General features: G+C 54.1%; 18 protein-coding genes. All 18 read right to left on the minus strand.

What is annotated here, in order from left to right; genetic code table 11:
* Nucleotides 1–3 precede the first annotated feature (3 nt).
* The 18 genes from secA to mraZ all read right to left on the minus strand — a co-directional run bounded on the left by secA (nucleotide 4) and on the right by mraZ (nucleotide 21529).
* Nucleotides 4–2709 (minus strand): preprotein translocase subunit SecA, encoded by a 2706-nt coding sequence (secA, locus tag GFC06_RS00505; RefSeq protein ID WP_016151702.1) that lies wholly within the window; start codon nucleotides 2707–2709, stop codon nucleotides 4–6.
* 60 nt (nucleotides 2710–2769) lie between these two features.
* Entirely contained in the window at nucleotides 2770–3276 is a 507-nt protein-coding gene (gene secM, locus GFC06_RS00510) for a secA translation cis-regulator SecM (protein WP_029139762.1), read from the minus strand.
* Nucleotides 3277–3561: 285 nt separating this feature from the next.
* On the minus strand, nucleotides 3562–4479 hold the full coding sequence (gene lpxC, locus GFC06_RS00515) for a UDP-3-O-acyl-N-acetylglucosamine deacetylase (protein ID WP_006686706.1): 918 nt from the start codon (nucleotides 4477–4479) through the stop codon (nucleotides 3562–3564).
* 100 nt (nucleotides 4480–4579) lie between these two features.
* Nucleotides 4580–5731: a cell division protein FtsZ gene (ftsZ, locus tag GFC06_RS00520; protein ID WP_003018753.1), complete on the minus strand. Its 1152-nt coding sequence runs from the start codon at nucleotides 5729–5731 to the stop codon at nucleotides 4580–4582.
* 186 nt (nucleotides 5732–5917) lie between these two features.
* Nucleotides 5918–7180 (minus strand): cell division protein FtsA, encoded by a 1263-nt coding sequence (gene ftsA, locus GFC06_RS00525; protein ID WP_003018755.1) that lies wholly within the window; start codon nucleotides 7178–7180, stop codon nucleotides 5918–5920.
* Nucleotides 7177–8010: a cell division protein FtsQ gene (ftsQ, locus tag GFC06_RS00530; RefSeq protein WP_003018758.1), complete on the minus strand. Its 834-nt coding sequence runs from the start codon at nucleotides 8008–8010 to the stop codon at nucleotides 7177–7179. Before ftsQ ends, ftsA begins: the two co-directional genes overlap by 4 nt.
* A 1-nt stretch (nucleotide 8011) precedes the next feature.
* Nucleotides 8012–8932 (minus strand): D-alanine--D-alanine ligase, encoded by a 921-nt coding sequence (locus GFC06_RS00535; RefSeq protein WP_016151699.1) that lies wholly within the window; start codon nucleotides 8930–8932, stop codon nucleotides 8012–8014.
* On the minus strand, nucleotides 8925–10400 hold the full coding sequence (gene murC / locus GFC06_RS00540) for a UDP-N-acetylmuramate--L-alanine ligase (protein ID WP_016151698.1): 1476 nt from the start codon (nucleotides 10398–10400) through the stop codon (nucleotides 8925–8927). The genes GFC06_RS00535 and murC overlap by 8 nt, the downstream gene beginning before the upstream one ends.
* A 51-nt stretch (nucleotides 10401–10451) precedes the next feature.
* Nucleotides 10452–11519: an undecaprenyldiphospho-muramoylpentapeptide beta-N-acetylglucosaminyltransferase gene (gene murG, locus GFC06_RS00545; RefSeq protein ID WP_049281563.1), complete on the minus strand. Its 1068-nt coding sequence runs from the start codon at nucleotides 11517–11519 to the stop codon at nucleotides 10452–10454.
* Complete coding sequence (gene ftsW, locus GFC06_RS00550; RefSeq protein WP_016151696.1) at nucleotides 11516–12760, minus strand: cell division protein FtsW; 1245 nt, start codon at nucleotides 12758–12760, stop codon at nucleotides 11516–11518. Before ftsW ends, murG begins: the two co-directional genes overlap by 4 nt.
* Nucleotides 12760–14076: a UDP-N-acetylmuramoyl-L-alanine--D-glutamate ligase gene (gene murD, locus GFC06_RS00555; protein ID WP_016151695.1), complete on the minus strand. Its 1317-nt coding sequence runs from the start codon at nucleotides 14074–14076 to the stop codon at nucleotides 12760–12762. The genes ftsW and murD overlap by 1 nt, the downstream gene beginning before the upstream one ends.
* Before the next feature lie 2 nt (nucleotides 14077–14078).
* The gene (gene mraY / locus GFC06_RS00560) at nucleotides 14079–15161 is read right to left on the minus strand and encodes a phospho-N-acetylmuramoyl-pentapeptide-transferase (RefSeq protein ID WP_016151694.1); all 1083 of its coding nucleotides are present in this window, start codon (nucleotides 15159–15161) and stop codon (nucleotides 14079–14081) included.
* A complete protein-coding gene (gene murF / locus GFC06_RS00565; protein ID WP_103766832.1) occupies nucleotides 15155–16513 on the minus strand; it encodes a UDP-N-acetylmuramoyl-tripeptide--D-alanyl-D-alanine ligase in 1359 nt (452 codons plus the stop codon). Before murF ends, mraY begins: the two co-directional genes overlap by 7 nt.
* The gene (gene murE, locus GFC06_RS00570; RefSeq protein WP_016151692.1) at nucleotides 16510–17997 is read right to left on the minus strand and encodes a UDP-N-acetylmuramoyl-L-alanyl-D-glutamate--2,6-diaminopimelate ligase; all 1488 of its coding nucleotides are present in this window, start codon (nucleotides 17995–17997) and stop codon (nucleotides 16510–16512) included. The genes murF and murE overlap by 4 nt, the downstream gene beginning before the upstream one ends.
* Nucleotides 17984–19750 (minus strand): peptidoglycan glycosyltransferase FtsI, encoded by a 1767-nt coding sequence (gene ftsI, locus GFC06_RS00575; protein ID WP_016151691.1) that lies wholly within the window; start codon nucleotides 19748–19750, stop codon nucleotides 17984–17986. Before ftsI ends, murE begins: the two co-directional genes overlap by 14 nt.
* A 15-nt stretch (nucleotides 19751–19765) precedes the next feature.
* Nucleotides 19766–20131: a cell division protein FtsL gene (ftsL, locus tag GFC06_RS00580; protein ID WP_006686695.1), complete on the minus strand. Its 366-nt coding sequence runs from the start codon at nucleotides 20129–20131 to the stop codon at nucleotides 19766–19768.
* Nucleotides 20128–21069 carry a 16S rRNA (cytosine(1402)-N(4))-methyltransferase RsmH gene (gene rsmH / locus GFC06_RS00585; RefSeq protein ID WP_016151690.1) on the minus strand — a complete coding sequence of 314 codons (942 nt, stop codon included), beginning with the start codon at nucleotides 21067–21069 and terminating at the stop codon, nucleotides 20128–20130. Before rsmH ends, ftsL begins: the two co-directional genes overlap by 4 nt.
* 1 nt (nucleotide 21070) lies before the next feature.
* Nucleotides 21071–21529, minus strand: coding sequence for a division/cell wall cluster transcriptional repressor MraZ (gene mraZ, locus GFC06_RS00590; protein ID WP_005124560.1), 459 nt, complete (start codon nucleotides 21527–21529; stop codon nucleotides 21071–21073).
* Nucleotides 21530–21679 lie beyond the last annotated feature (150 nt).

The raw sequence follows: 21679 nt of genomic DNA on the forward strand, positions 1-21679 counted from the left end.
TTCTTAGCTCAGACGGCCATGGCACTGTTTGTACTTTTTCCCGGAACCGCAAGGACACGGATCGTTACGACCCACTTTACGATCGCCAGTTTGTGCTGCCAGCTCTTCTGCCGCGGCAGAATCGTCACCTTTATGGCTCAACTGCTGCATCTGCGCTAAACGTTCAGCGTCTTCACGACGTTGCTGCTCCATCGCTTCTACTTCTTCAGGCATACGTACCTGAACTTTGCTCAGGGTACTGATCACTTCGTACTTCAGTGATTCCAGCATTGATGCAAACATAGAGAAGGATTCACGCTTGTATTCCTGCTTCGGATCTTTTTGCGCATAACCACGCAGGTGGATACCCTGACGCAGGTAGTCCATCGCCGCAAGGTGCTCTTTCCACAGAGAATCGAGAGTTTGCAGCATCACGCCTTTTTCGAAGTGACGCATCATCTCCGCGCCCACAACTTCTTCTTTACGCTGATAAACTTCGATGGCGTTTGCCAGAATACGTTCGCGCAGCGTTTCCTCATGCAGCTCAGGCTCTTTATCCAGCCACTCTGAAATAGGCATTTCCAGATCGAAGTCGTTTTTCAGACGTTCCTGCAGACCCGGGATATCCCACATTTCTTCCAGAGACTGCGGCGGAATATAGGCATCAATCGTCGCTTTGAAGACATCCTCACGGATGCTATTAATGGTTTCGCTAACGTCAGTTACGTCCAGCAGTTCGTTACGCTGGGTGTAGATTGCGCGACGCTGGTCATTGGCAACGTCATCATATTCCAGCAGTTGCTTACGAATATCGAAGTTGCGGCTTTCTACTTTACGCTGCGCGTTTGCAATCGCTTTAGTCACCCACGGGTGTTCAATCGCTTCACCAGGCTTCATGCCCAGTTTACGCATCATGCCGGACACGCGGTCAGAAGCAAAAATACGCATCAGCGCATCTTCCATCGACAGATAGAAACGAGAAGACCCTGCATCCCCCTGACGACCAGAACGACCACGCAGCTGGTTATCTATACGACGAGATTCGTGACGCTCGGTACCGATAATATGTAAACCGCCTGCAGCTAACACCGCATCATGGCGTACCTGCCACTCAGCTTTTATCTGCGCGATTTGTTCTGGAGTCGGGTCTTCCAGCTCGGCAATTTCCGCCTGCCAGCTACCACCCAGCACGATATCGGTACCACGACCTGCCATGTTTGTCGCGATAGTCACTGCGGACGGATAACCCGCCTGGGCGACGATTGCGGCTTCGTTGGCGTGGAACTTGGCGTTCAGAACGTTGTGTTTGATACCCGCCTTGTTCAGCTCGTTAGAAACCACTTCCGATTTTTCAATAGAGATAGTACCAACCAGCACCGGCTGGCCATTTGCGGTACGCTCTTTAATATCTTCAATGATCGCCTGAATTTTTTCCGCTTCAGTCATGTACACCAGATCCGGTAAATCCTTACGGATCATCGGGCGGTTGGTCGGCACAACAACGGTATCCAGTTTGTAGATGGAGCTGAATTCAAAGGCTTCAGTATCTGCTGTACCGGTCATACCGGCCAGTTTTTCGTACAAACGGAAGTAGTTCTGGAAGGTAATAGATGCCAGCGTCTGGTTCTCGTTTTGGATATCTACGCCTTCTTTGGCTTCAACAGCCTGGTGCAGACCATCGGACCAGCGGCGGCCCTGCATGGTACGACCGGTGTGTTCGTCGACGATGATAACTTCACCATCTTTCACGATATAGTCAACGTCGCGGGTAAACAGCACGTGCGCGCGCAGTGCAGCAGTCACGTGGTGCATCAGCATAATGTTGCCCGGAGAGTACAGCGACTCGCCCTCATCCATAATGCCTTCGTTAACCAACAGCTCTTCAATCAGTACCAGACCACGTTCGGTGAGGTTGACCTGGCGCGCTTTCTCATCAACAGAGAAGTGGCCTTCCCCCTGGAACGTGTCGGAATCGTCCTTCTCCTGACGAATCAGGTGCGGGATGATTTTGTTCACTTTTTTATACATTTCCGAGCTGTCTTCAGCCGGACCGGAAATGATCAGCGGCGTACGCGCTTCATCGATCAGGATGGAGTCGACTTCATCGACCAACGCATAGTGCAGTTTACGCTGAACGCGCTCTTCCGGACTAAACGCCATGTTGTCGCGCAGGTAGTCAAAGCCGTATTCGTTGTTGGTACCGTAAGTAATATCGGCATTGTAGGCTTCACGCTTGGCTGGCGCAGGCAGGCCAGACATGTTGATACCCACGGTCATGCCGAGGAATTCAAACAGCGGGCGGTTATTTTCGGCGTCACGCTGAGCCAGGTAGTCGTTCACGGTTACCACGTGTACACCTTTCCCGCTTAAGGCGTTGAGGTAGGCTGGCAGCGTTGCGGTCAGGGTTTTACCTTCACCGGTACGCATTTCCGCGATGCAGCGATCGTTAAGCACCATACCACCCAGCAGCTGTACGTCGAAATGACGCATGCCGAACACACGCTTACTCGCTTCGCGGACCACCGCGAACGCTTCCGGGATCAGGCTTTCAACGCTGGCGCCTTTTTCCAGACGGGCGCGGAATTCAGCGGTCTTCGCTTTCAGTTCATCATCGGAGAGTTTTTCCATCTCCGGTTCCATTGCATTGATGACATTGACCACTTTACGCATACGACGCAGCGTACGCTCGTTACGGCTACCGAATACTTTTGTTAATAATTTGATTAGCATAATAAAATCTCAAACGCCCCGCGGTGCGGAGTCAAAAATTATAAGTTGGAAGTTTCTTTTTTAGCTGAGGCGTTGAGGGCCAGCGCGGATACCCTGCAGCTGGCTGATCCAGACCGGAACGCTAAATGCGGCCTGAGAGGTAAAATGGGCATATGTCACGCGACTCACGGTCGCGGGCGGTCTGCCTTCTTGCGTCAGCATCGCGCTGAGCGTATTCAGTAACGCAAGATGGTGCGCCTGGATTGGCAACGGCTCTTCGGCAACAGGCAGCGCCTGAGGAGCCATAGCAAAAGAAAGATGGCGAATGACCGTACGAATGGCATGCTGGTGCCAGTAGTCAACGGTAAAATTCGGGCGGCGATTGGTCGCCTCCAGCAAAGCAAGCTGGCTAAAGTTAACTTTGGCAGATTGATCGTGATTGCTGGCGGTCGCCTTCGCGGGAGTATTAGGTTCAGCAGCATTACCGAGCGCAGGCAGGCCAAAGCTAGCCGCGACCATCCCCAACAGGAGATGCGGCCAGAAGTACCGTCTGCCTAACTGTCGCCAGCGCGTCAGTATTCCACTCACGTTATTGCCACCTGATATACCCTGCGTTTGGGGTTACAAATGCAAAACCATTTTTTTGCGCATAAATATTACCATTAAAGCGTACGCTCCACAGCAGTAATGACAGCAAGTCGCGGGTAAATATGCTTAAGAAAGCAGCGATCGAACGGTGTTTTAATCTGTCGGTGGGGAAAAAGTCGCTTCAGATAAGGTGGTTTTGCAATCGGAAGATAAAAAAACGACTGGCTCACCTGGCCGGAGAGAGTGCCAGATTTACCAGTCGAATTTATGCGACAGCGTATGTCGTTATGCCAGTACAGTCGAAGGTGCTTTGAACGCCAACGGCAGTTCTGCATCGTCCTGGAAGGTCACATATTCCCAGGCTTCCTGTTTTGCCAGGACTGCCTGCAACAGTTTGTTATTCAGTGCATGACCGGATTTATACGCGGTGAATGCACCAATAATGTTGTGACCACACATGAACAAGTCACCAATCGCGTCGAGCATTTTGTGACGAACGAATTCGTCTTCAAAACGCAGGCCGTCTTCGTTCAATACGCGATAATCGTCAACAACGATGGCACAATCGAAGCTGCCGCCCAGGCACAGGCCGCGGGACTGCAGATATTCGATATCACGCATGAAGCCGAAAGTACGCGCGCGGCTGATCTGGCGCATGAACGCATCCGCAGAGAAGTTCATCGCGTAGCGCTGCGTGCTGGAGTCGATCGCCGGATGGTTAAAGTCGATGGTGAAATCCAACGTAAAACCATTATACGGCTTAAACTCAGCCCACTTATCGCCATCTTCGACACGAACGGTCTCTTTGATGCGAACAAATTTTTTGGCGCTGCTCAGTTCTTCAATACCTGCATCAAGCAGCAGGTAAACGAACGGAGCGGCACTGCCATCCATAATCGGGATTTCCGGGGCGTTAACTTCAATAACGATGTTATCGATACCTAAGCCCGCCAGAGCAGCATTAAGGTGCTCTACGGTTGAAATCCGCACATCATGCTCATTGACCAGACACGTACAGAGCATGGTATCACGCACAGATTTGGCATCGGCCGGGAAATCTACCGGAGGATTCAAGTCGGTGCGACGATAGATGACCCCGGTGTTGGCCGGCGCAGGTCGTAATGTCAGGGTGACTTTTTTGCCGGTATGCAAACCGACGCCAGTCGCCTGAACGATACGTTTAAGAGTCCTTTGTTTGATCATCGTATAATCTCGCCAAATTACCTATCCAACCGAAGTGTACTATACATTCGGTGGGCCAGTTTAGCACAAAGAGCCACAATTCCCAAATTCCAGCTAATTCTTAATCAGCTTGCTTACGCAGGAATGCAGGGATATCCAGATAATCCGGCTCTTTCGTGGTTTGCGGCGTATTGTCGTTAACCACTTTCGCTACCGGTTTCTGCTCTTGCGTCAACGGCGCCATACCGTGCTGCTGGTAACGATCCATTACCGGCTGCTGTACCTGTTTGTTGGTCACCAGAGTGATTTCAGGACGCTTGTCCATACCAATTCCAGTCGCAACAACGGTCACGCGCAGTTCGTCGTTCATATCCGGGTCCAGAGAGGTACCGATAACCACAGTTGCGTTATCCGATGCAAAGGCACGAATCGTGTTACCCACGGTTTCGAACTCATCCAGACGCAGGTCGAAGCCCGCAGTAATGTTAACCAGCACGCCGCGTGCGCCGGACAGATCGATATCTTCCAGCAGCGGAGAAGAGATAGCCATTTCAGCCGCTTCTTCTGCACGGTCTTCACCGCTCGCCACGCCAGAACCCATCATCGCGTAGCCCATTTCGGACATCACGGTGCGCACGTCTGCAAAGTCGACGTTCATCAGGCCTGGACGAGTAATCAGTTCAGCGATACCCTGGACTGCGCCTTTCAGCACGTCGTTCGCTGCGCCAAATGCATCCAGCAGGGAGATACCACGGCCCAGTACTTTCAGCAGCTTGTCGTTCGGGATAGTGATCAGAGAGTCCACGTGTTTGGACAGCTCGGTGATACCCTGCTCCGCGAATGCCATACGCTTCTTGCCTTCAAAGTTGAAAGGCTTAGTCACGACAGCAACGGTCAGGATACCTAAATCTTTTGCGACTTCAGCTACCACTGGCGCTGCACCGGTACCGGTACCGCCGCCCATGCCAGCTGCGATAAACACCATGTCTGCGCCGTCAAGCGCTGCGCGCAGAGCTTCGCGATCTTCGTCTGCCGCATTACGACCGACTTCCGGGTTTGCACCCGCGCCCAGACCTTTGGTGATGCCGCTACCAATCTGAATGGTCTGTCCAACCGCCGTTTTACGCAACGCCTGAGCGTCGGTATTCACCGCGAAGAATTCAACACCTTCGATGCGCTCACGCACCATGTGTTCAACGGCATTACCGCCGCCGCCACCGACGCCGATGACTTTAATCACCGCGTCGTTGGTTAGTTCCATAGGTTCAAACATAGTTTCTCTCTCCGTTTTACACTTCATCCTTCAAGCCGCCTCGTTGTTGGCTGCCTTCACTCACTCCCGTGACATAGTAAACTATGCTCCAGGAGATTCGCTCAGTTGCCGCCGCGATGCAACTTGAATGACTTTGTGTAGTGCCTGTCGCCTGAGACCGTTAATTTGCGTCGGTCTCTTTAAAAATTAAAACTCTTTACGTAACCAGCTATTCAGTCGCTTGATCCACGATCCGACCGAGGCAGTTACGCGCTTTTCTACTTCAGCCTCACCACTTAAATGGGATTCTTTCCCGTAGTGCAGCAGCCCCACCGCCGTTGAATAATACGGCTCCTGGGCATAATCCGTCAGACCGGTAATATTCAGCGGTGCGCCAATACGTACTTGTGTATGGAACACGCGCTGTGCGCAGGCCGCAAGACCTTCAATTTGCGCAGCACCGCCGGTTAACACAATCCCCGCCGCCAGATGATGTTTCACACCCTGCTGGCGAAGCTGTTCTTGTAATTGCAAAATTTCTTCGTTGACCAGGTTGAGCAGCTCGGTATAACGCGGCTCAATGACCTCTGCCAGAGTCTGACGTTGCAGGCTACGCGGCGGACGACCACCAACGCTTGGCACTTCAACGCTCTCGTCTTTACCCACGATGGAACCCAGTGCGCAGCCATGACGCACTTTGATGGCTTCAGCATCGCTCGGCGGCGTACCAAAGGCATACGCGATATCGCTGGTCACGACATTCCCTGCATAAGGGATAACTTTAGTGTGGCGCAACGCCCCGCCAGTATAAACGGCGATGTCCATTGTACCACCACCAATATCCACCACGCAGACACCCAGTTCACGTTCATCTTCCGTCAATACGGAATAACTGGCTGCCAACCCGGCAAAAATCAGTTGGTCAACTTTCAGACCACAACGTTCAACGGCTTTGACAATATTCTTCGCCATGTCGTTGTGGCAGGTAATAAGATGGACTTTTGCCTGCATACGCACACCGGAAAGACCGACCGGATTTTTGATACCTTCCTGGTAGTCGATGGCGTATTCCTGCGGGATGACGTGCAGAACACGATGTTCATCGCGAACGCGTACGGATTTTGCCGTATGTACCACGTTTTCCACATCTTCCTGCGTCACTTCCTCTTCGGAAATGGGCACCATACCAATTTCATTCTGACAGCTAATATGTTTACCGGAAAGCGCCAGATACACTGAAGAGATCTGGCAATCTGCCATCAGTTCAGCCTGGTCAATGGCGCGCTGTACGCACTTCACCACTGACTCAAGGTCATTCACCCCGCCTTTATCCATACCTCGCGATGGGCAACTGCCCACGCCAATGATATTGACCATACCGTCGGGCAGAACTTCCCCTACTAAAGCGGCTACCTTCGCGGTGCCAATCTCCAGTCCAACTACCAGTTTTCTGTCCGTCGCCTTGATCATTGTTGTTCTGCCTGTGCCTGATTCTGTTGCTGATTAGATTCCTCAGGAGGCAAGGGAACCCAGCCTACTGCCGCTCCTGAGTCATAACGCAAATCAACGTAGCTAATCCGTTTGCCATCGGTTTGCGCCTGCTGCTGTAAAACCGGGTAGAGTTCCACAAAGCGAGCCAAACGTTTTATCGTATCGCCCCTGCCCAGATTCAGCTTAATATCGTTATTCAGCGTCAACTGCCAGGAACGACGAGCGGTCATTGCCGCTTCCTTCAGGGTGAATCTGTCCTTAGCCAGCACCTGCCCCATATCGCGGAACCCTTGCAGCACTTCACTTGCGCTGCCTTCCGGTCCGTACAACATAGGTAATACCTGCTTATTGGCCCGACCGGTTGGGACACTGAAGGTATTTCCTTCGGCATCCACCATATGTTGGTCATTCCAACGCGCTATTGGCACATATTCAACCAGATGAATCTTCAATTCATCAGGCCATTGCTTTCTGACGCTCGCCTGTTTGATCCAGGGGAGGCGTTCAATCTGACTCTGGATGATGTTCACATCCTGAGTCATAAATGTTCCCGGAGCGCCAAGCGCCAGGATGGACTGACGGATATCATCATTGCGCGTGTAATGCCGTTCACCGGTTAACACCAGTTTTGACAATGGCAGGCGCTGCGCATCTTCCATCCATCCCAACACTACCCAGCCGCTGACAAACACGGTGCACAGCACTGTCAGCAGGAACAGTATTCCTGCAAGACGCGTTCCATTATTGCGGCGTGAGGAGTTTACTTCTTCTTCATCACCGTTTCGCGTGTTCAGCGCAGCCTGCGACATATCAGTCCGCCAACTCCAGAATTCTTACCACCAACTGCGAGAAGCTCAGGCCCGCCTGACGCGCTGCCATCGGCACCAGGCTGTGGCTGGTCATACCCGGAGAGGTATTCGCTTCCAGCAGATAAAACTGGCCATCGCTGTCCAGCATGACGTCAATGCGACCCCAACCTTTACAGCCCAATGCAGTCCACGCTTTCAGGACTAATTCCTGTAAAAAGGCTTCTTGTTCGACTTCCAGACCAGCAGGGCAGAAATATTGTGTCTCATCAGAGAGATACTTCGCCTCATAATCATAGAAGGTTCCCGCGGGTTGGATACGTATTGACGGTAAAATTTCTTCGCCAAGTATCGCAACTGTAAATTCCGGGCCACTGAGCCATTTTTCAATCAGTACTTCTTCATCATGCTGAAAAGCCAATGCTAATGCACCCTGCAAAGCATTTTCTTCTTCAACTTTTGACATCCCTACGCTGGAACCTTCACGGCTTGGCTTTACAATCAGCGGCAAGCCTAACGCAGAAATTTTTGTAACTGCTTCATCGCTAAGACCTTTTTCGAACTCAGCGCGGGTCAGCGCAACCCATGGGGCGACGGGTAAACCTGCGCCCTGCCACAGCAGCTTGCTGCGCAGTTTGTCCATGGAAATCGCGGAAGCCATGACGCCGCTGCCGGTATACGGCAGGCCAATAAGCTCCAGCATGCCCTGCAATGTGCCATCTTCACCGCCACGACCATGCAGCGCAATAAACACCTTCTGAAACCCCATAGATTTCAGAAGAGTGACATCGACCTCTTTAGGGTCAACCGGATGGGCATCTACACCACCTTCGCGTAACCCTGCCAATACGGCCGCGCCTGAATTCAGCGATACTTCACGCTCAGCGGAGGTTCCCCCTAACAGGACCGCGATTTTATCAGCCATGTTGTTCTTCCTCCGGGTTTTGCGGCTTCAGTTTGATTTCAGCTAAGGAACGCGCGATTTTGCCGATATTTCCAGCGCCCTGCACCAAAATCAGATCGTTGCCGGTTAATACGGGTGCCAGCATTTCTGCCACCTGGGCCGGATCGGATACCAGAATCGGATCGATCTTACCGCGGCCACGAATCGTACGGCACAACGAGCGGCTGTCGGCACCCGGAATCGCGGCTTCGCCCGCGGCATACACATCCAGCATCAACAGCGCATCGACCTGGGTCAGCACGTTGGCAAAGTCGTCGTACAGATCGCGAGTACGCGTAAAACGGTGCGGCTGGAACAGCATCACCAGGTTTTTGTCCGGCCAACCCGCGCGCGCGGCTTTAATCGTAGCGTCCACTTCCGTTGGGTGGTGGCCATAATCATCAACCAGCATCGCGGTCCCGGCTTTACCGTTCACCGGCTCAAGCGGGAATTCGCCGAGGAAGTCAAAACGACGTCCGGTACCCTGGAAACTTTCCAGCGCGCGCAGAATAGCGTCGTCTTCAATACCTTCTTCCGTCGCGACCGCCACTGCTGCTGCCGCGTTCAGTGCATTGTGACGACCCGGCGCGTTTAACGTAACACGTAAATCGGCCATCCCCTGACGTACCAGCGTGAAGTGTCCTTGTGGACCAATCTGCTGGTAATCTTCAACGCGCACATCGGCATCATCACTGAAACCATAGGTTGTGGTTTGACGGCCAACTCGCGGTAACAGTTCGCGGATAACCGGATCGTCAACGCACATCACGGCACGACCATAAAACGGCAAGTTATGCAGGAAATTAATAAACGTCTGCTTTAAATTTTCGAAGTCGCCATGGTAGGTATCCATGTGGTCAGCTTCGATATTGGTGACAATCGCCACCATCGGCTGCAAATGCAGGAACGACGCGTCGCTCTCATCCGCTTCAGCAATCAAATAACGGCTATGACCCAGGCGCGCATGCACGCCTGCAGCCTTCACCAGACCGCCGTTGACAAAAGTGGGATCCAGACCCGCTTCCGCGTAGATGCTGGAGACCATTGCCGTAGTCGTGGTTTTACCGTGCGTCCCGGCAATAGCAATACCGTGACGAAAACGCATTAACTCCGCCAGCATTTCAGCACGACGAATCACCGGAATACGTGCTTCATGCGCTGCAACAATTTCCGGGTTATCCGCAGAAATAGCGCTGGATACCACCACCACGCTCGCATCGCGCACGTTTTCCGGGCGATGGTTGAAGAAAATCGTGGCCCCCAGATTCGTCAACTGCTGCGTCACAGGATTCGGCGCTAAGTCAGAACCGCTGATCTGATAACCTTCATTGGCCAAAACTTCGGCAATACCGCCCATACCAGCACCACCGATGCCGACAAAGTGAATGTGCCGAACGCGACGCATTTCGGGCACGATGGAACGCAGTTTTGCCAGTTGTTGTGTATTCATTCTTTAGCCATTAACTTCTTAGTTCATGCGATGCAAAAGGCATCACCACAATTACGCCCGGGCAGCCCGGCTCACTTCATTTGCAACGCGCTCTGTGGCATCCGGTATGGATGCGGCGCGCGCACGTTCTGCCATGGTTAATAACGTTTCTCGCGACCACCCGGCAAGGGTGCTGGCGACGGCATCCACAGTAAACTGCGGCTGCTCCAGAATTTTGGCGGCGCCCGCTTTCTCCAGCGGCAGCGCATTCCAATACTGCTGTCTGTCTTTGTGCTGGAACGGCACAAACAGCGCAGGCAAACCCGCGGCGGCAATTTCGCTCACCGTCAGCGCGCCTGAGCGACAAACCACGACATCAGCCCACGCGTAGGCCGCTGCCATATCATCAATAAACTCAGTGACCTTGTGCTGCGGTTGTCCCGCGTCGGCATACGCCTGTTCAACGGTCTGCTGCGCGCCTTTGCCGCTCTGATGCCAGATAGTCACCGCGTCGCCAAGCTTTGCGGCAACCTGCGGCATCGTCTGGTTCAGTACGCGTGCGCCCTGAGATCCCCCGACGACCAATACACGAACCGGACCTTCACGCCCGGCCAGGCGCACTTTTGGCAACGGCAGCGCCAGCACGTCAGTGCGCACCGGGTTACCTACCACTTCCGCATTCGGGAAAGCACCAGGAAAAGCCTGCATCACCGTAGTGGCAATCTTCGCCAGCCATTTGTTAGTTAATCCCGCAATGCCGTTCTGCTCATGCAGTACAACCGGAATACCTAATGACCAGGCCGCCAGACCGCCAGGGCCAGACACGTAGCCGCCCATACCCAGCACCACATCGGGTTTAAACTGCTTCATGATGGCGCGCGCCTGACGCCAGGCATTAAAAATACGCACAGGTGCAGCCAGCAGCGCATTGACGCCTTTGCCACGCAAACCGGAGATGCGAATAAAGTCAATTTCAATGCCGTGTTTTGGCACTAAGTCCGCTTCCATACGATCGGCGGTGCCCAGCCAACGAACCTGCCAGCCCTGGGCCATTAAATGGTGCGCGACCGCCAGCCCCGGGAACACATGCCCGCCGGTACCGCCTGCCATCACCATTAACCGCTTCGGTTGACCACTCATCGTGCACCTCGTGTAAACGCCTGGGCTTTTTCCAGACGCGTTTCATAATCAATACGTAACAAAAACATGATGGCCGTCGACATAATCAACAAACTTGAACCACCATAACTGATCAGCGGCAGCGTCAGACCTTTGGTTGGCAGCATACCCGCAGCCGCACCGACGTTTACCAGTGCCTGGAAGCTAAACCAGATCCCGATTGAGCAGGCTAAAAAGCCTGAAAAACGGTGGTCAATTTCCAACGCCTTACGGCCAATCGACATCGCGCGAAAAGCGACGAAGAATACCATTAAAAGTGCCAATACCACACCGATATAACCCAGCTCTTCCCCAATGATGGCGAAGATGAAGTCGGTGTGCGCTTCTGGTAAATACTCCAGTTTTTGGACTGAATTACCTAAGCCCTGCCCCCAAACCTCACCGCGACCAAAGGCCATCAGGGATTGCGTCAGCTGGTAGCCACTGCCGAACGGATCTTCCCATGGGTTCCAGAAAGAGGTTACGCGGCGAATACGATACGGTTCGGCAAGGATCAGCAGCACGACCGCTGAAATCCCCATGCCGATAATGGCAATGAACTGCCACAGTTTCGCTCCGGCGAGAAACAGCATCGCCAGAGTAGTGACGAACAGCACCACCACCGTACCAAGGTCAGGCTGTGCCAGCAGTAAAATAGCCAGTACCAGGATCACGCCCATCGGTTTTAAGAAACCGCGCAGGTTGTTACGCACTTCATCAACTTTACGCACCAGGTAGTTGGCGAGGTAACAGAACAGCGACAGCTTGGTAAATTCCGCAGGCTGAATACGCAGCGGCCCCAGCGCAATCCAGCGCGACGCCCCGTTAACGGAGCTACCCACCACCAGCACAATCAGCAGCATGATGATCGAGGCTATCAGCATCGTCGTACTGTACTTTTGCCAGAACTCCATCGGCAGACGCAGCGTCACCATCGCCAGGCAGAAGGCGAGGAAGATGTACAGTGCATCACGCTTAGCAAACAGAAAAGGATCGCCCGCCAGACGTTGTCCTACGGGCATCGATGCCGATGTCACCATCACAAAACCGATCGCTGCCAGACCAAAGGTCAACCACAGCAGCATGCGGTCATACATGATCAGGCTGTCCGCGTCTTTATCACGCGAAGCCATCACCCAGCCTTTAAGTGCCGCGAAGACCCACGCCAGGATACCCAGTCCCGGTAAGCGCGGCATTCTCAGACGAGGGAGAGATAAGCGCATCAACCCAACTCCTTCGCCAGGCGGGTAAAGACGTCACCGCGTTGTTCAAAGTTCTTGAACTGGTCGAGGCTGGCGCAGGCGGGCGACAGCAGCACCATATCGCCCGACTTCACGCGCGGTGCGAGCAGACGCATTGCCTGCTCCATGGTTTCAGTTTGTTCCGTAACGTCAGGTCGCAGAGCGGCAAGCTGCGCGCCATCGCGACCAAAGCAGTACAGACGAATGTTGTCGCCGGTCAGATATCGTTGCAGCGGCGTAAAGTCAGCGGATTTCCCGTCGCCACCCAGCAGCAGGTGCAACGTACCGTCAACGTGCAGGCCATTCAGCGCGGCTTCAGTGCTGCCGACGTTGGTGGCTTTAGAATCGTTAATCCAGCGCACGCCGTTGTGCTCAAGCACAGTCTGGAAACGGTGCGCCAGACCGGTAAACGTGGTGAGCGCTTTCAGGCTCGACGCCCGCGGCAGTCCTGCGGCATCCGCCAGCGCCAGCGCAGCCAGGGCGTTGGTATAGTTATGCTGACCGGAAAGCGTCATCTCTTTCACGTTAAGAACTTTTTCACCCTTCACTCGCAGCCAGGTTTCGCCCTGCTGACGGTTCAGGTGATAGTCACCCATGTTGATGCCAAAGCTCACGCAACGCTCATCCGCCCCGCGAACCGGCATGGTCAGCGCATCATCAGCGTTGACCACACACACTTTCGCGTTTTCATAGACGCGCAGTTTGGCCGCACGGTACTGCTGCAAGCCAAACGGATATCTGTCCATATGGTCTTCGGTTACGTTCAAAATGGTAGCGGCTACGGCTTGTAAGCTGGAGGTCGTTTCCAGTTGGAAGCTCGACAGTTCCAGAACATACAGCTCACGTTCGTCATCCAGCAGCATCAGCGCGGGCAGGCCAATATTACCGCCAACCCCCACGTTCACACCGGCCGCTTTCGCCATCTCACCTACCAGCGTAGTGACTGTGCTTTTCCCGTTGGAACCGGTGATCGCGACGATCGGTGCCTGTGCTTCGCGACAGAACAGCTCAATGTCGCCGACAATTTCAATTCCCGCATCGGCGGCAGCACTCAACGAAGGATGCGCCAGGGCAATACCAGGGCTGGCGACAATAAGATCAGCGGCCAGCAGCCAGTCATCATTCAGGCTGCCAACATGACGCTCAACCGCTTCCGGTAATTTGTCCAGGCCCGGCGGCGTCGCGCGGGTATCCATTACACGCGGCGTCACGCCACGCGCCAGGAAGAAATCCACGCAGGACAGCCCGGTCAAACCCAGACCGATAATGACGACTTTTTTACCCTGGTAATCAGCCATGATTAACGTACCTTCAGCGTTGCCAGGCCAATCAGCACCAGCATCAGCGAAATAATCCAGAAGCGCACAATTACGCGCGGTTCCGGCCAGCCTTTCAGTTCATAGTGATGGTGGATCGGCGCCATACGGAAGATGCGCTGTCCGCGCAGCTTAAAGGAGCCAACCTGCAAAATGACCGACAGTGTTTCTACGACGAATACACCGCCCATGATCACCAGCAGGAACTCCTGACGCAGGAGCACGGCAATAATGCCCAGCGCGCCGCCCAGCGCCAGCGATCCGACGTCGCCCATAAAGACCTGCGCCGGATAGGTGTTAAACCACAAGAAGCCTAAACCCGCGCCAACAATTGCCGTACAAACGATCACCAATTCGCCGGCATGACGTAAATAGGGAATATGCAGATAGTTGGCGAAGTTCATGTTACCGGTCGCCCACGCCACCAACGCAAAACCTGCGGCCACAAACACGGTCGGCATAATCGCCAGACCATCCAGACCATCGGTGAGGTTGACCGCGTTGCCAGTACCCACAATCACGAAGTACGCCAGCAGCACGTAGAACAGCCCCAACTGCGGCATCACGTCTTTAAAGAACGGCACCACCAGCTCAGTGGCCGGGGTATCTTTACCAGCCAGATACAGGGCAAAGGCCACGCCCAGCGCAATCACCGACATCCAGAAGTATTTCCAGCGCGCGATCAGGCCCTTGGTGTCTTTGCGTACCACTTTGCGGTAGTCATCGACAAAACCGATAATGCCGTAACCGACCAATACCACCAGCACGCACCATACGTACGGATTCGACGGGTATGCCCACAGCAGTACGGAGATAACAATCGCGGTGAGGATCATAATCCCGCCCATGGTCGGCGTACCGCGTTTACTGAAGTGTGATTCCGGACCGTCGTTACGCACGACCTGTCCAAAGGACATTTTTTGCAAGCGGGCGATCATGCGCGGGCCCATCCACAAAGAGATGAACAGCGCGGTCAGCAGGCTGACGATGGCGCGAAACGTCAGATAGGAAAAGACGTTAAAGCCGGAATAATATTTGACCAAATGTTCGGCCAGCCAAACTAACATGTCCCATTCTCCTGTAATGCGCGTACTACCTCTTCCATGGCGGCACTACGTGAACCCTTCACTAAAATCGTCATAATCTGATGTTCTGCAATCAGCGCCTTAAGATGCGCGGTCAACGCGGTTTTATCCGCAAAATGCTCACCCACACCGCTGGCATGGCTAATTGCCTGACTCAGTTTCCCTGTACTCAGCACACGGTCGATACCTGCAGCCTTCGCAGCTTCACCCACCTGTACGTGGCATGCTTCGCTTTCCGCGCCAAGCTCTGCCATATCGCCAACGACCAGCACGCGGTAGCCCGGCATTTCGGACAGCACGTTTACCGCTGCGGTCATTGACCCGACATTTGCGTTATAGGAGTCATCCAGCAGTAGCTGATTTTCTGCCAGTTGAATCGGGAACAGACGCCCCGGTACCGCTTGCAGTTCCTTCAGACCCGCTTTAATCGCTTCGTGCGTCGCGCCTACCGCCATAGAGAGCGCAGCCGCCGCCAGGGCGTTAGCAATGTTGTGACGACCCGGCAGCGGCAGCAGAACATCAATGCTTCCGGTTGGCGTTTGCAGAGAAAACTCTGTGCCGTGTGAAGTCACATGAACATTGGCCGCCGAAAAATCGCTGTTGGCCGCATTCGGGGAGAAGCGCCAGACTTTGCGATCGCCGATAATGCTCTGCCAGTTCAGCCAGTCGTTATTGTCGGCATTCATAATGGCGATTCCGTTCGCTGGCAGGCCGGTAAAAATCTCACCTTTTGCCTTCGCAACGCCCGCCAGTGAACCAAAGCCTTCCAGATGCGCGGCCGCCAGGTTATTCACCAGCGCCGCTTCCGGATGCGTCAGACCAACGGTCCAGGCGATTTCGCCCTGATGATTAGCGCCAAGCTCAATCACGGCATAGTCGTAATCGTTGTTTAAGCGCAACAGCGTCATCGGTACGCCGATGTCGTTATTCAGGTTGCCCGCGGTATATAAGGTGTTGCCACACTGACTCAGAATGGATGCGGTCATCTCTTTGACGGACGTTTTACCGGAAGAGCCGGTCAGCGCGACAACGCGCGCTGGAACCTGGGCGCGTACCCATGCAGCCAGTTCACCAAACGCGAGGCGTGTATCTTTCACAATCAGTTGCGGCAGATCGATATCCAGCGGACGGCTGACCAGCAGCGCACCCGCCCCGCTCTCTTGCGCCTTGTCTGCGAAATCGTGGGCATCAAAGCGTTCGCCTTTCAGCGCAACAAACAGGCAGCCCGGCGTAACTTTACGCGTATCGGTTGTCACTGCATCAAGAGTCAGATCGGCTCCTTTCAGTTCGCCGCGGAGGATCTCCGCCAGTTGGCTGAGCGTTACGCTAATCATGCGATTACTCCCAGCAGACGCGCTGCCGTAACGCGGTCAGAATAGTCGAGGCGCTGCGAGCCAACGATCTGGTAGTCTTCGTGACCTTTCCCGGCCACCAGCACCACGTCGTTTTCTTTCGCCTGCATAATGGCGTTTGTCACAGCCTCTGCGCGACCTTCCATCACTTTCGCCTGTCCGGCATCCAGCATACCCGCCAGAATGTCGTTAATAATGGCGCGCGGCTCTTCGGTACGCGGGTTGTCATCGGTCACCACGACAACATCAGCAAACTGCTCGGCAATCGCGCCCATCAACGGACGTTTGCCTTTGTCGCGATCGCCGCCGCAACCAAAGACGCACCACAGTTTGCCAGTACAGTGCAGACGTGCCGCCTGCAGCGCTTTTTCCAGCGCATCTGGCGTATGGGCATAATCAACCACAACGGTGGTTTTACCCGGCGCGCTGAACACTTCCATGCGCCCACAAACCGGCTGTAATTGTGTCGCCGTTTTCAGTAAATCAGCTAACGGATATCCCAACGCCAGCAGCGTTGCCAGCGCCAACAGCAGATTGCTGACGTTAAACGCGCCCATCAGGCGACTTTCAATTTCGCCGTCACCCCATGAGGAGGTAAAACGAATCGTTGCCCCGCTGTCGTGATAATTCACGTCAATCGCCTTTAACCAACGACCGTGACAGTTCGGGTTGATGTGATCTTCCATCGATACGGCAACCGCATCCGGAAGTTTGGCCAACCAGCGACGACCGACTTCATCATCCGCATTAACGATGGCCTGGCCGCAATGGTGCGTGGAATACAGCAGCCATTTCGCGGCTTCGTAATGTTCCATGTCGCCGTGGTAATCAAGATGGTCGCGGCTTAAGTTGGTAAATACTGATGCGGCAAACTTCAGCGCCGCCACGCGATGCTGAACCAGACCGTGTGAAGACACTTCCATCGCGCCAACCGTTGCGCCTTGTGCAACCAGCCCTGCCAGCACATGCTGGACATCAACGGCTGAGCCGGTGGTATTTTCCGTCGGGATCACTTTGCCCAGCAGGCCATTGCCGACTGTTCCCATCACCGCGCTGGTTTCGCCAAGCAGTTGGCTCCACTGTGCCAGCAATTGGGTGGTGGTGGTTTTACCGTTGGTCCCGGTCACACCGACCAGTCGCATTTTTTCAGAAGGCTCGTGGTAAAAGCGGCCCGCCAGTGCAGATAAACGTTCGTTAAGCTGACTGAGATAGATAACTGGAACGCCGTGCATTTCACGGATTTCACCGTCAGTAGCTTCATCTTTTGCTTCTGCAATAATGGCAGCCACACCTTGCGCTATCGCCTGCGGGATATACCGACGCCCGTCCGCCTGATGACCCAATACTGCGACAAAGAGATCGCCCGATGCAGCCATACGGCTGTCGAGCGTCATCTCCCGCAGTGCTCGCTCCGGTGCACCCGGCACCCATGGAGCAAGAAGGTCGCGCAAATTACGATCTGCCACCTGTTGCCTCGCCTTGATTATTCACAAATTCATTTTTATCGCCCGTTGTCAGCGCATCCGGTTCGATGTTCATGGTGCGCAGTACGCCGCCCATGATGGCACCAAAGACCGGCGCTGAAACGGCGCCACCGTAGTATTTACCCGCCTGCGGATCGTTGATAACAACAACTAGCGCGAAGCGCGGCTGACTCGCAGGCGCAACGCCTGCGGTATAAGCAATGTATTTGTTGATGTAGCGGCCATCCGGCCCTACTTTCTTCGCCGTACCGGTTTTAATGGCGATACGATAGCCTTTAATCGCCGCCTTCACGCCGCCGCCGCCGGGCAGCGCCACGCTTTCCATCATGTGCACTACGGTACGCACGGTTGATTCCGGGAAGATACGCTCGCCCGGAACAGGAGGGTCAACTTTGGTGATCGACAGTGGCCGATAAACGCCATAGCTGCCGATCGTTGCATAGACTCGCGCTAACTGTAACGGCGTTACCATTAGCCCATAGCCGAAAGAGAAGGTGGCCCTCTCTATGTCAGACCACCGTTGTTTTTGAGGATATAAGCCACTGCGTTCTCCGACCAACCCCAAATTGGTCGCTTTTCCCAGCCCAAAACGTGAGTAAGTGTCTACTAACGCTGAGGACGGCATCGCTAACGCCAGCTTGGAAACACCGACGTTACTCGACTTCTGCAAAACCCCGGTGAGGGTCAATTCGCTATAACGCGCCACGTCTTTAATTTCGTGGCCATTAATTCGGTAAGGGATAGTGTTAAGTACGGTATTTTCGCGAACCACGCCACGCTGCAGCGCCGTCATCACCACCATCGGTTTGACGGTGGAACCCGGTTCAAACACGTCGGTAATCGTACGGTTACGCATCGCATCCTTCGGCGTACCGGTGAGATTGTTCGGGTTGTAGGACGGGCTGTTGGCCATCGCCAGCACTTCACCGGTGTTCACATCCACCAGTACCGCACTGCCTGACTCCGCCTTGTTAAACGCCACGGCGTTATTCAGTTCACGGTAGACCAGCGCCTGTAAACGCTCATCGATACTTAGCGCAAGGTTATGCGCCGCCTGGCTGTCGGTAGAGGAAATATCCTCAATGACGCGGCCATAACGGTCTTTACGTACAATGCGTTCGCCCGGTTGCCCGGTGAGCCATTTATCGAAGCTCTTCTCAACGCCTTCAATCCCCTGGCTGTCGACGTTAGTAAAACCGATAAGGTGAGCGGTCACTTCTCCGGAAGGATAGTAACGGCGGGATTCTTCGCGCAGGTGAATGCCTGGCAGCTTCAGTTTTTTGATGTAGTCAGCCATGTCAGGGTTTACCTGACGCGCCAGATAGATAAAGCGCCCTTTCGGGTTGGCGTTAATGCGGGAAGCCAGTTGATCGAGCGGGAGATTCAGCGCGGTCGACAGCGCTCTCCAGCGTTCACCAACGCTTACGCCGCCTGCGTCATGCACCTCTTTTGGGTCGGCCCAAATCGCCTTAACCGGAACGCTCACCGCCAGCGGACGACCTGAACGGTCGGTAATCATCCCGCGCGATGTGGACACTTCCTGTACGCGCAGAGAGCGCATATCGCCCTGACGCACCAGCATGTCCGGCGCGATGATTTGCAGCCAGGCAACGCGCCCCAGCAGAAAACCCAGTGCCAGCAAAATACAGCCGCACAGTAACGCAAAACGCCAACTGATAAAGTTGGCTTGTTCTTCCTGGCGTTTTGGCTTGTGCGTTTTTGCCGCTGCTTTCATGCGTCGCGTTTATCCTTATTTTTGTACTACGATATTTTCTTGTGAGGGATCAACATGCTGCATTTGCAGCTTTTCCGTTGCGATCCGTTCAACACGGCTATGGTCGCCGAGCGCGTTCTCCTCAAGGATCAAGTTGCGCCATTCGATATCCAACGCATCTCGCTCCAGAACCAGCTGCTCACGCTGCGCGGTCAGTAACCGCGTATGGTGTGCTGTTGTCACGACGGTAACCGCCGTCAAAATAATGCAAATGAACAGGCAGAGTGGCAGCTTCCCATACCGCAAAAGATCGTCACCGATCACGCCAGGCAAGGCATGGCGCTCGTTGCTTCCTATCGATCCTTTAACTTTGCTGAGGGCTTCTGTCACTCTGCTGATCATGCGTTCGTCCTCTCTGCAATACGCAGAACTGAACTACGGGCACGAGGATTTTCAGCTACCTCTTCTTCACCCGGCATCATCTTGCCTAGTGCTCTTAACTCACGGCCGCCCAGCTTTTTGATCTGCGCTTCGGTCATCGGTATTCCAGCCGGAACCTGAGGACCACGGCTTTGTTCGCGCATAAAGCGTTTCACAATGCGATCTTCAAGCGAATGGAAACTGATTACCGAAAGGCGACCACCTGGTGCCAGCACGCTGAGCGAGCTTTTTAGCGCCTGCTCTATCTCCTCCAGTTCACTGTTCACCCAAATGCGCACCGCCTGGAAGGTACGGGTCGCGGGATGTTTGAATTTGTCTTTCACCGGCATTGCCGCCGCAATCACTTCCGCCAGCTCTTTAGTGCGGGTCATCGGTTCGATGCGGTTGCGCTCTACGATGGCGCGAGCAATACGTTTGCCGAAGCGCTCTTCGCCAAAGGTTTTAATCACCCAGGCAATGTCTGCTTCATCGGCGGTTTGCAGCCATTCGGCCGCTGACTGACCGCGTGTTGGGTCCATACGCATATCTAACGGACCGTCACGCATAAATGAGAATCCGCGCTCAGCATCATCAAGCTGTGGAGAAGAAACCCCAAGATCGAGAAGAATCCCGTCGATCTTACCGGTAAGTCCGCGCTCGGCGACATAATCAGCCAGCGCAGAAAAAGGACCATGGACGATGGAAAAACGGGGATCGGTAATCGTCTTTGCAACGGCAATCGCCTGCGGATCGCGATCGATGGCCAGTAAACGCCCCTCTTCGCCAAGTTGCGAGAGGATCAGACGTGAGTGACCACCGCGACCAAATGTCCCGTCAATGTAGATGCCGTCTGGACGAATATTCAGGCCGTTTACGGCTTCATCCAGCAACACCGTTGTATGTTTATAATTTTCCATCATTTTATAGAGACAAATCCTGCAATCGTTCCGACAGCGCGCCGGTAACAGACTGCTCAGCGTCGATATCTTCCTTGACCTGTTGATACCAGGTCGTTTCATCCCACAGCTCAAACTTATTGAACTGCCCAACCAGCATCACTTCTTTCGTTAGCCCTGCGTGTTGCCGCAGAATGGGCGCTATCAATAATCGACCAGCGCTATCCATCTGACATTCGCTAGCATGACCCAACAACAGGCGCTGTACGCGACGCTCAACTGGATTCATGCTCGACAGACGCGATAACTTCTGCTCGATAATTTCCCATTCAGGCAGGGGGTACAGCAGCAGGCACGGGTGATGGATGTCAATGGTGCAAACCATTTGACCGGTAGCGCTCTCGAGCAGTTGATCCCGATAACGGGTAGGCACAGATAAGCGCCCTTTACTGTCGAGATTAACTAACGTTGCTCCCCGGAACATGCCAGCCTCACCCCCGATTACCACTTTATCCCACAAATTCCCACTTAAAGGAGTTTACGGAGCGGAGGAAAACCTTGTCAAGCAAGTCACGGCGCTTAGCGGAGCAAAAAACCCATTGTTTACGGCTAATATCAGCGTTGAACAAATTCC

This window comes from Citrobacter braakii (genome assembly GCF_009648935.1).
In the GTDB taxonomy this organism is placed as follows: Bacteria; Pseudomonadota; Gammaproteobacteria; order Enterobacterales; family Enterobacteriaceae; genus Citrobacter; species Citrobacter braakii.

Coding starts and splice junctions, on each gene's coding strand:
- secA (WP_016151702.1), bottom strand. CDS start 2,709: ATGCTAATCAAATTATTAACAAAAGTATTCGGTAGCCGTAACGAGCGT.
- lpxC (WP_006686706.1), bottom strand. CDS start 4,479: ATGATCAAACAAAGGACTCTTAAACGTATCGTTCAGGCGACTGGCGTC.
- ftsZ (WP_003018753.1), bottom strand. CDS start 5,731: ATGTTTGAACCTATGGAACTAACCAACGACGCGGTGATTAAAGTCATC.
- ftsA (WP_003018755.1), bottom strand. CDS start 7,180: ATGATCAAGGCGACGGACAGAAAACTGGTAGTTGGACTGGAGATTGGC.
- ftsQ (WP_003018758.1), bottom strand. CDS start 8,010: ATGTCGCAGGCTGCGCTGAACACGCGAAACGGTGATGAAGAAGAAGTA.
- GFC06_RS00535 (WP_016151699.1), bottom strand. CDS start 8,932: ATGGCTGATAAAATCGCGGTCCTGTTAGGGGGAACCTCCGCTGAGCGT.
- murC (WP_016151698.1), bottom strand. CDS start 10,400: ATGAATACACAACAACTGGCAAAACTGCGTTCCATCGTGCCCGAAATG.
- murG (WP_049281563.1), bottom strand. CDS start 11,519: ATGAGTGGTCAACCGAAGCGGTTAATGGTGATGGCAGGCGGTACCGGC.
- ftsW (WP_016151696.1), bottom strand. CDS start 12,760: ATGCGCTTATCTCTCCCTCGTCTGAGAATGCCGCGCTTACCGGGACTG.
- murD (WP_016151695.1), bottom strand. CDS start 14,076: ATGGCTGATTACCAGGGTAAAAAAGTCGTCATTATCGGTCTGGGTTTG.
- mraY (WP_016151694.1), bottom strand. CDS start 15,161: ATGTTAGTTTGGCTGGCCGAACATTTGGTCAAATATTATTCCGGCTTT.
- murF (WP_103766832.1), bottom strand. CDS start 16,513: ATGATTAGCGTAACGCTCAGCCAACTGGCGGAGATCCTCCGCGGCGAA.
- ftsI (WP_016151691.1), bottom strand. CDS start 19,750: ATGAAAGCAGCGGCAAAAACGCACAAGCCAAAACGCCAGGAAGAACAA.
- ftsL (WP_006686695.1), bottom strand. CDS start 20,131: ATGATCAGCAGAGTGACAGAAGCCCTCAGCAAAGTTAAAGGATCGATA.
- rsmH (WP_016151690.1), bottom strand. CDS start 21,069: ATGATGGAAAATTATAAACATACAACGGTGTTGCTGGATGAAGCCGTA.
- mraZ (WP_005124560.1), bottom strand. CDS start 21,529: ATGTTCCGGGGAGCAACGTTAGTTAATCTCGACAGTAAAGGGCGCTTA.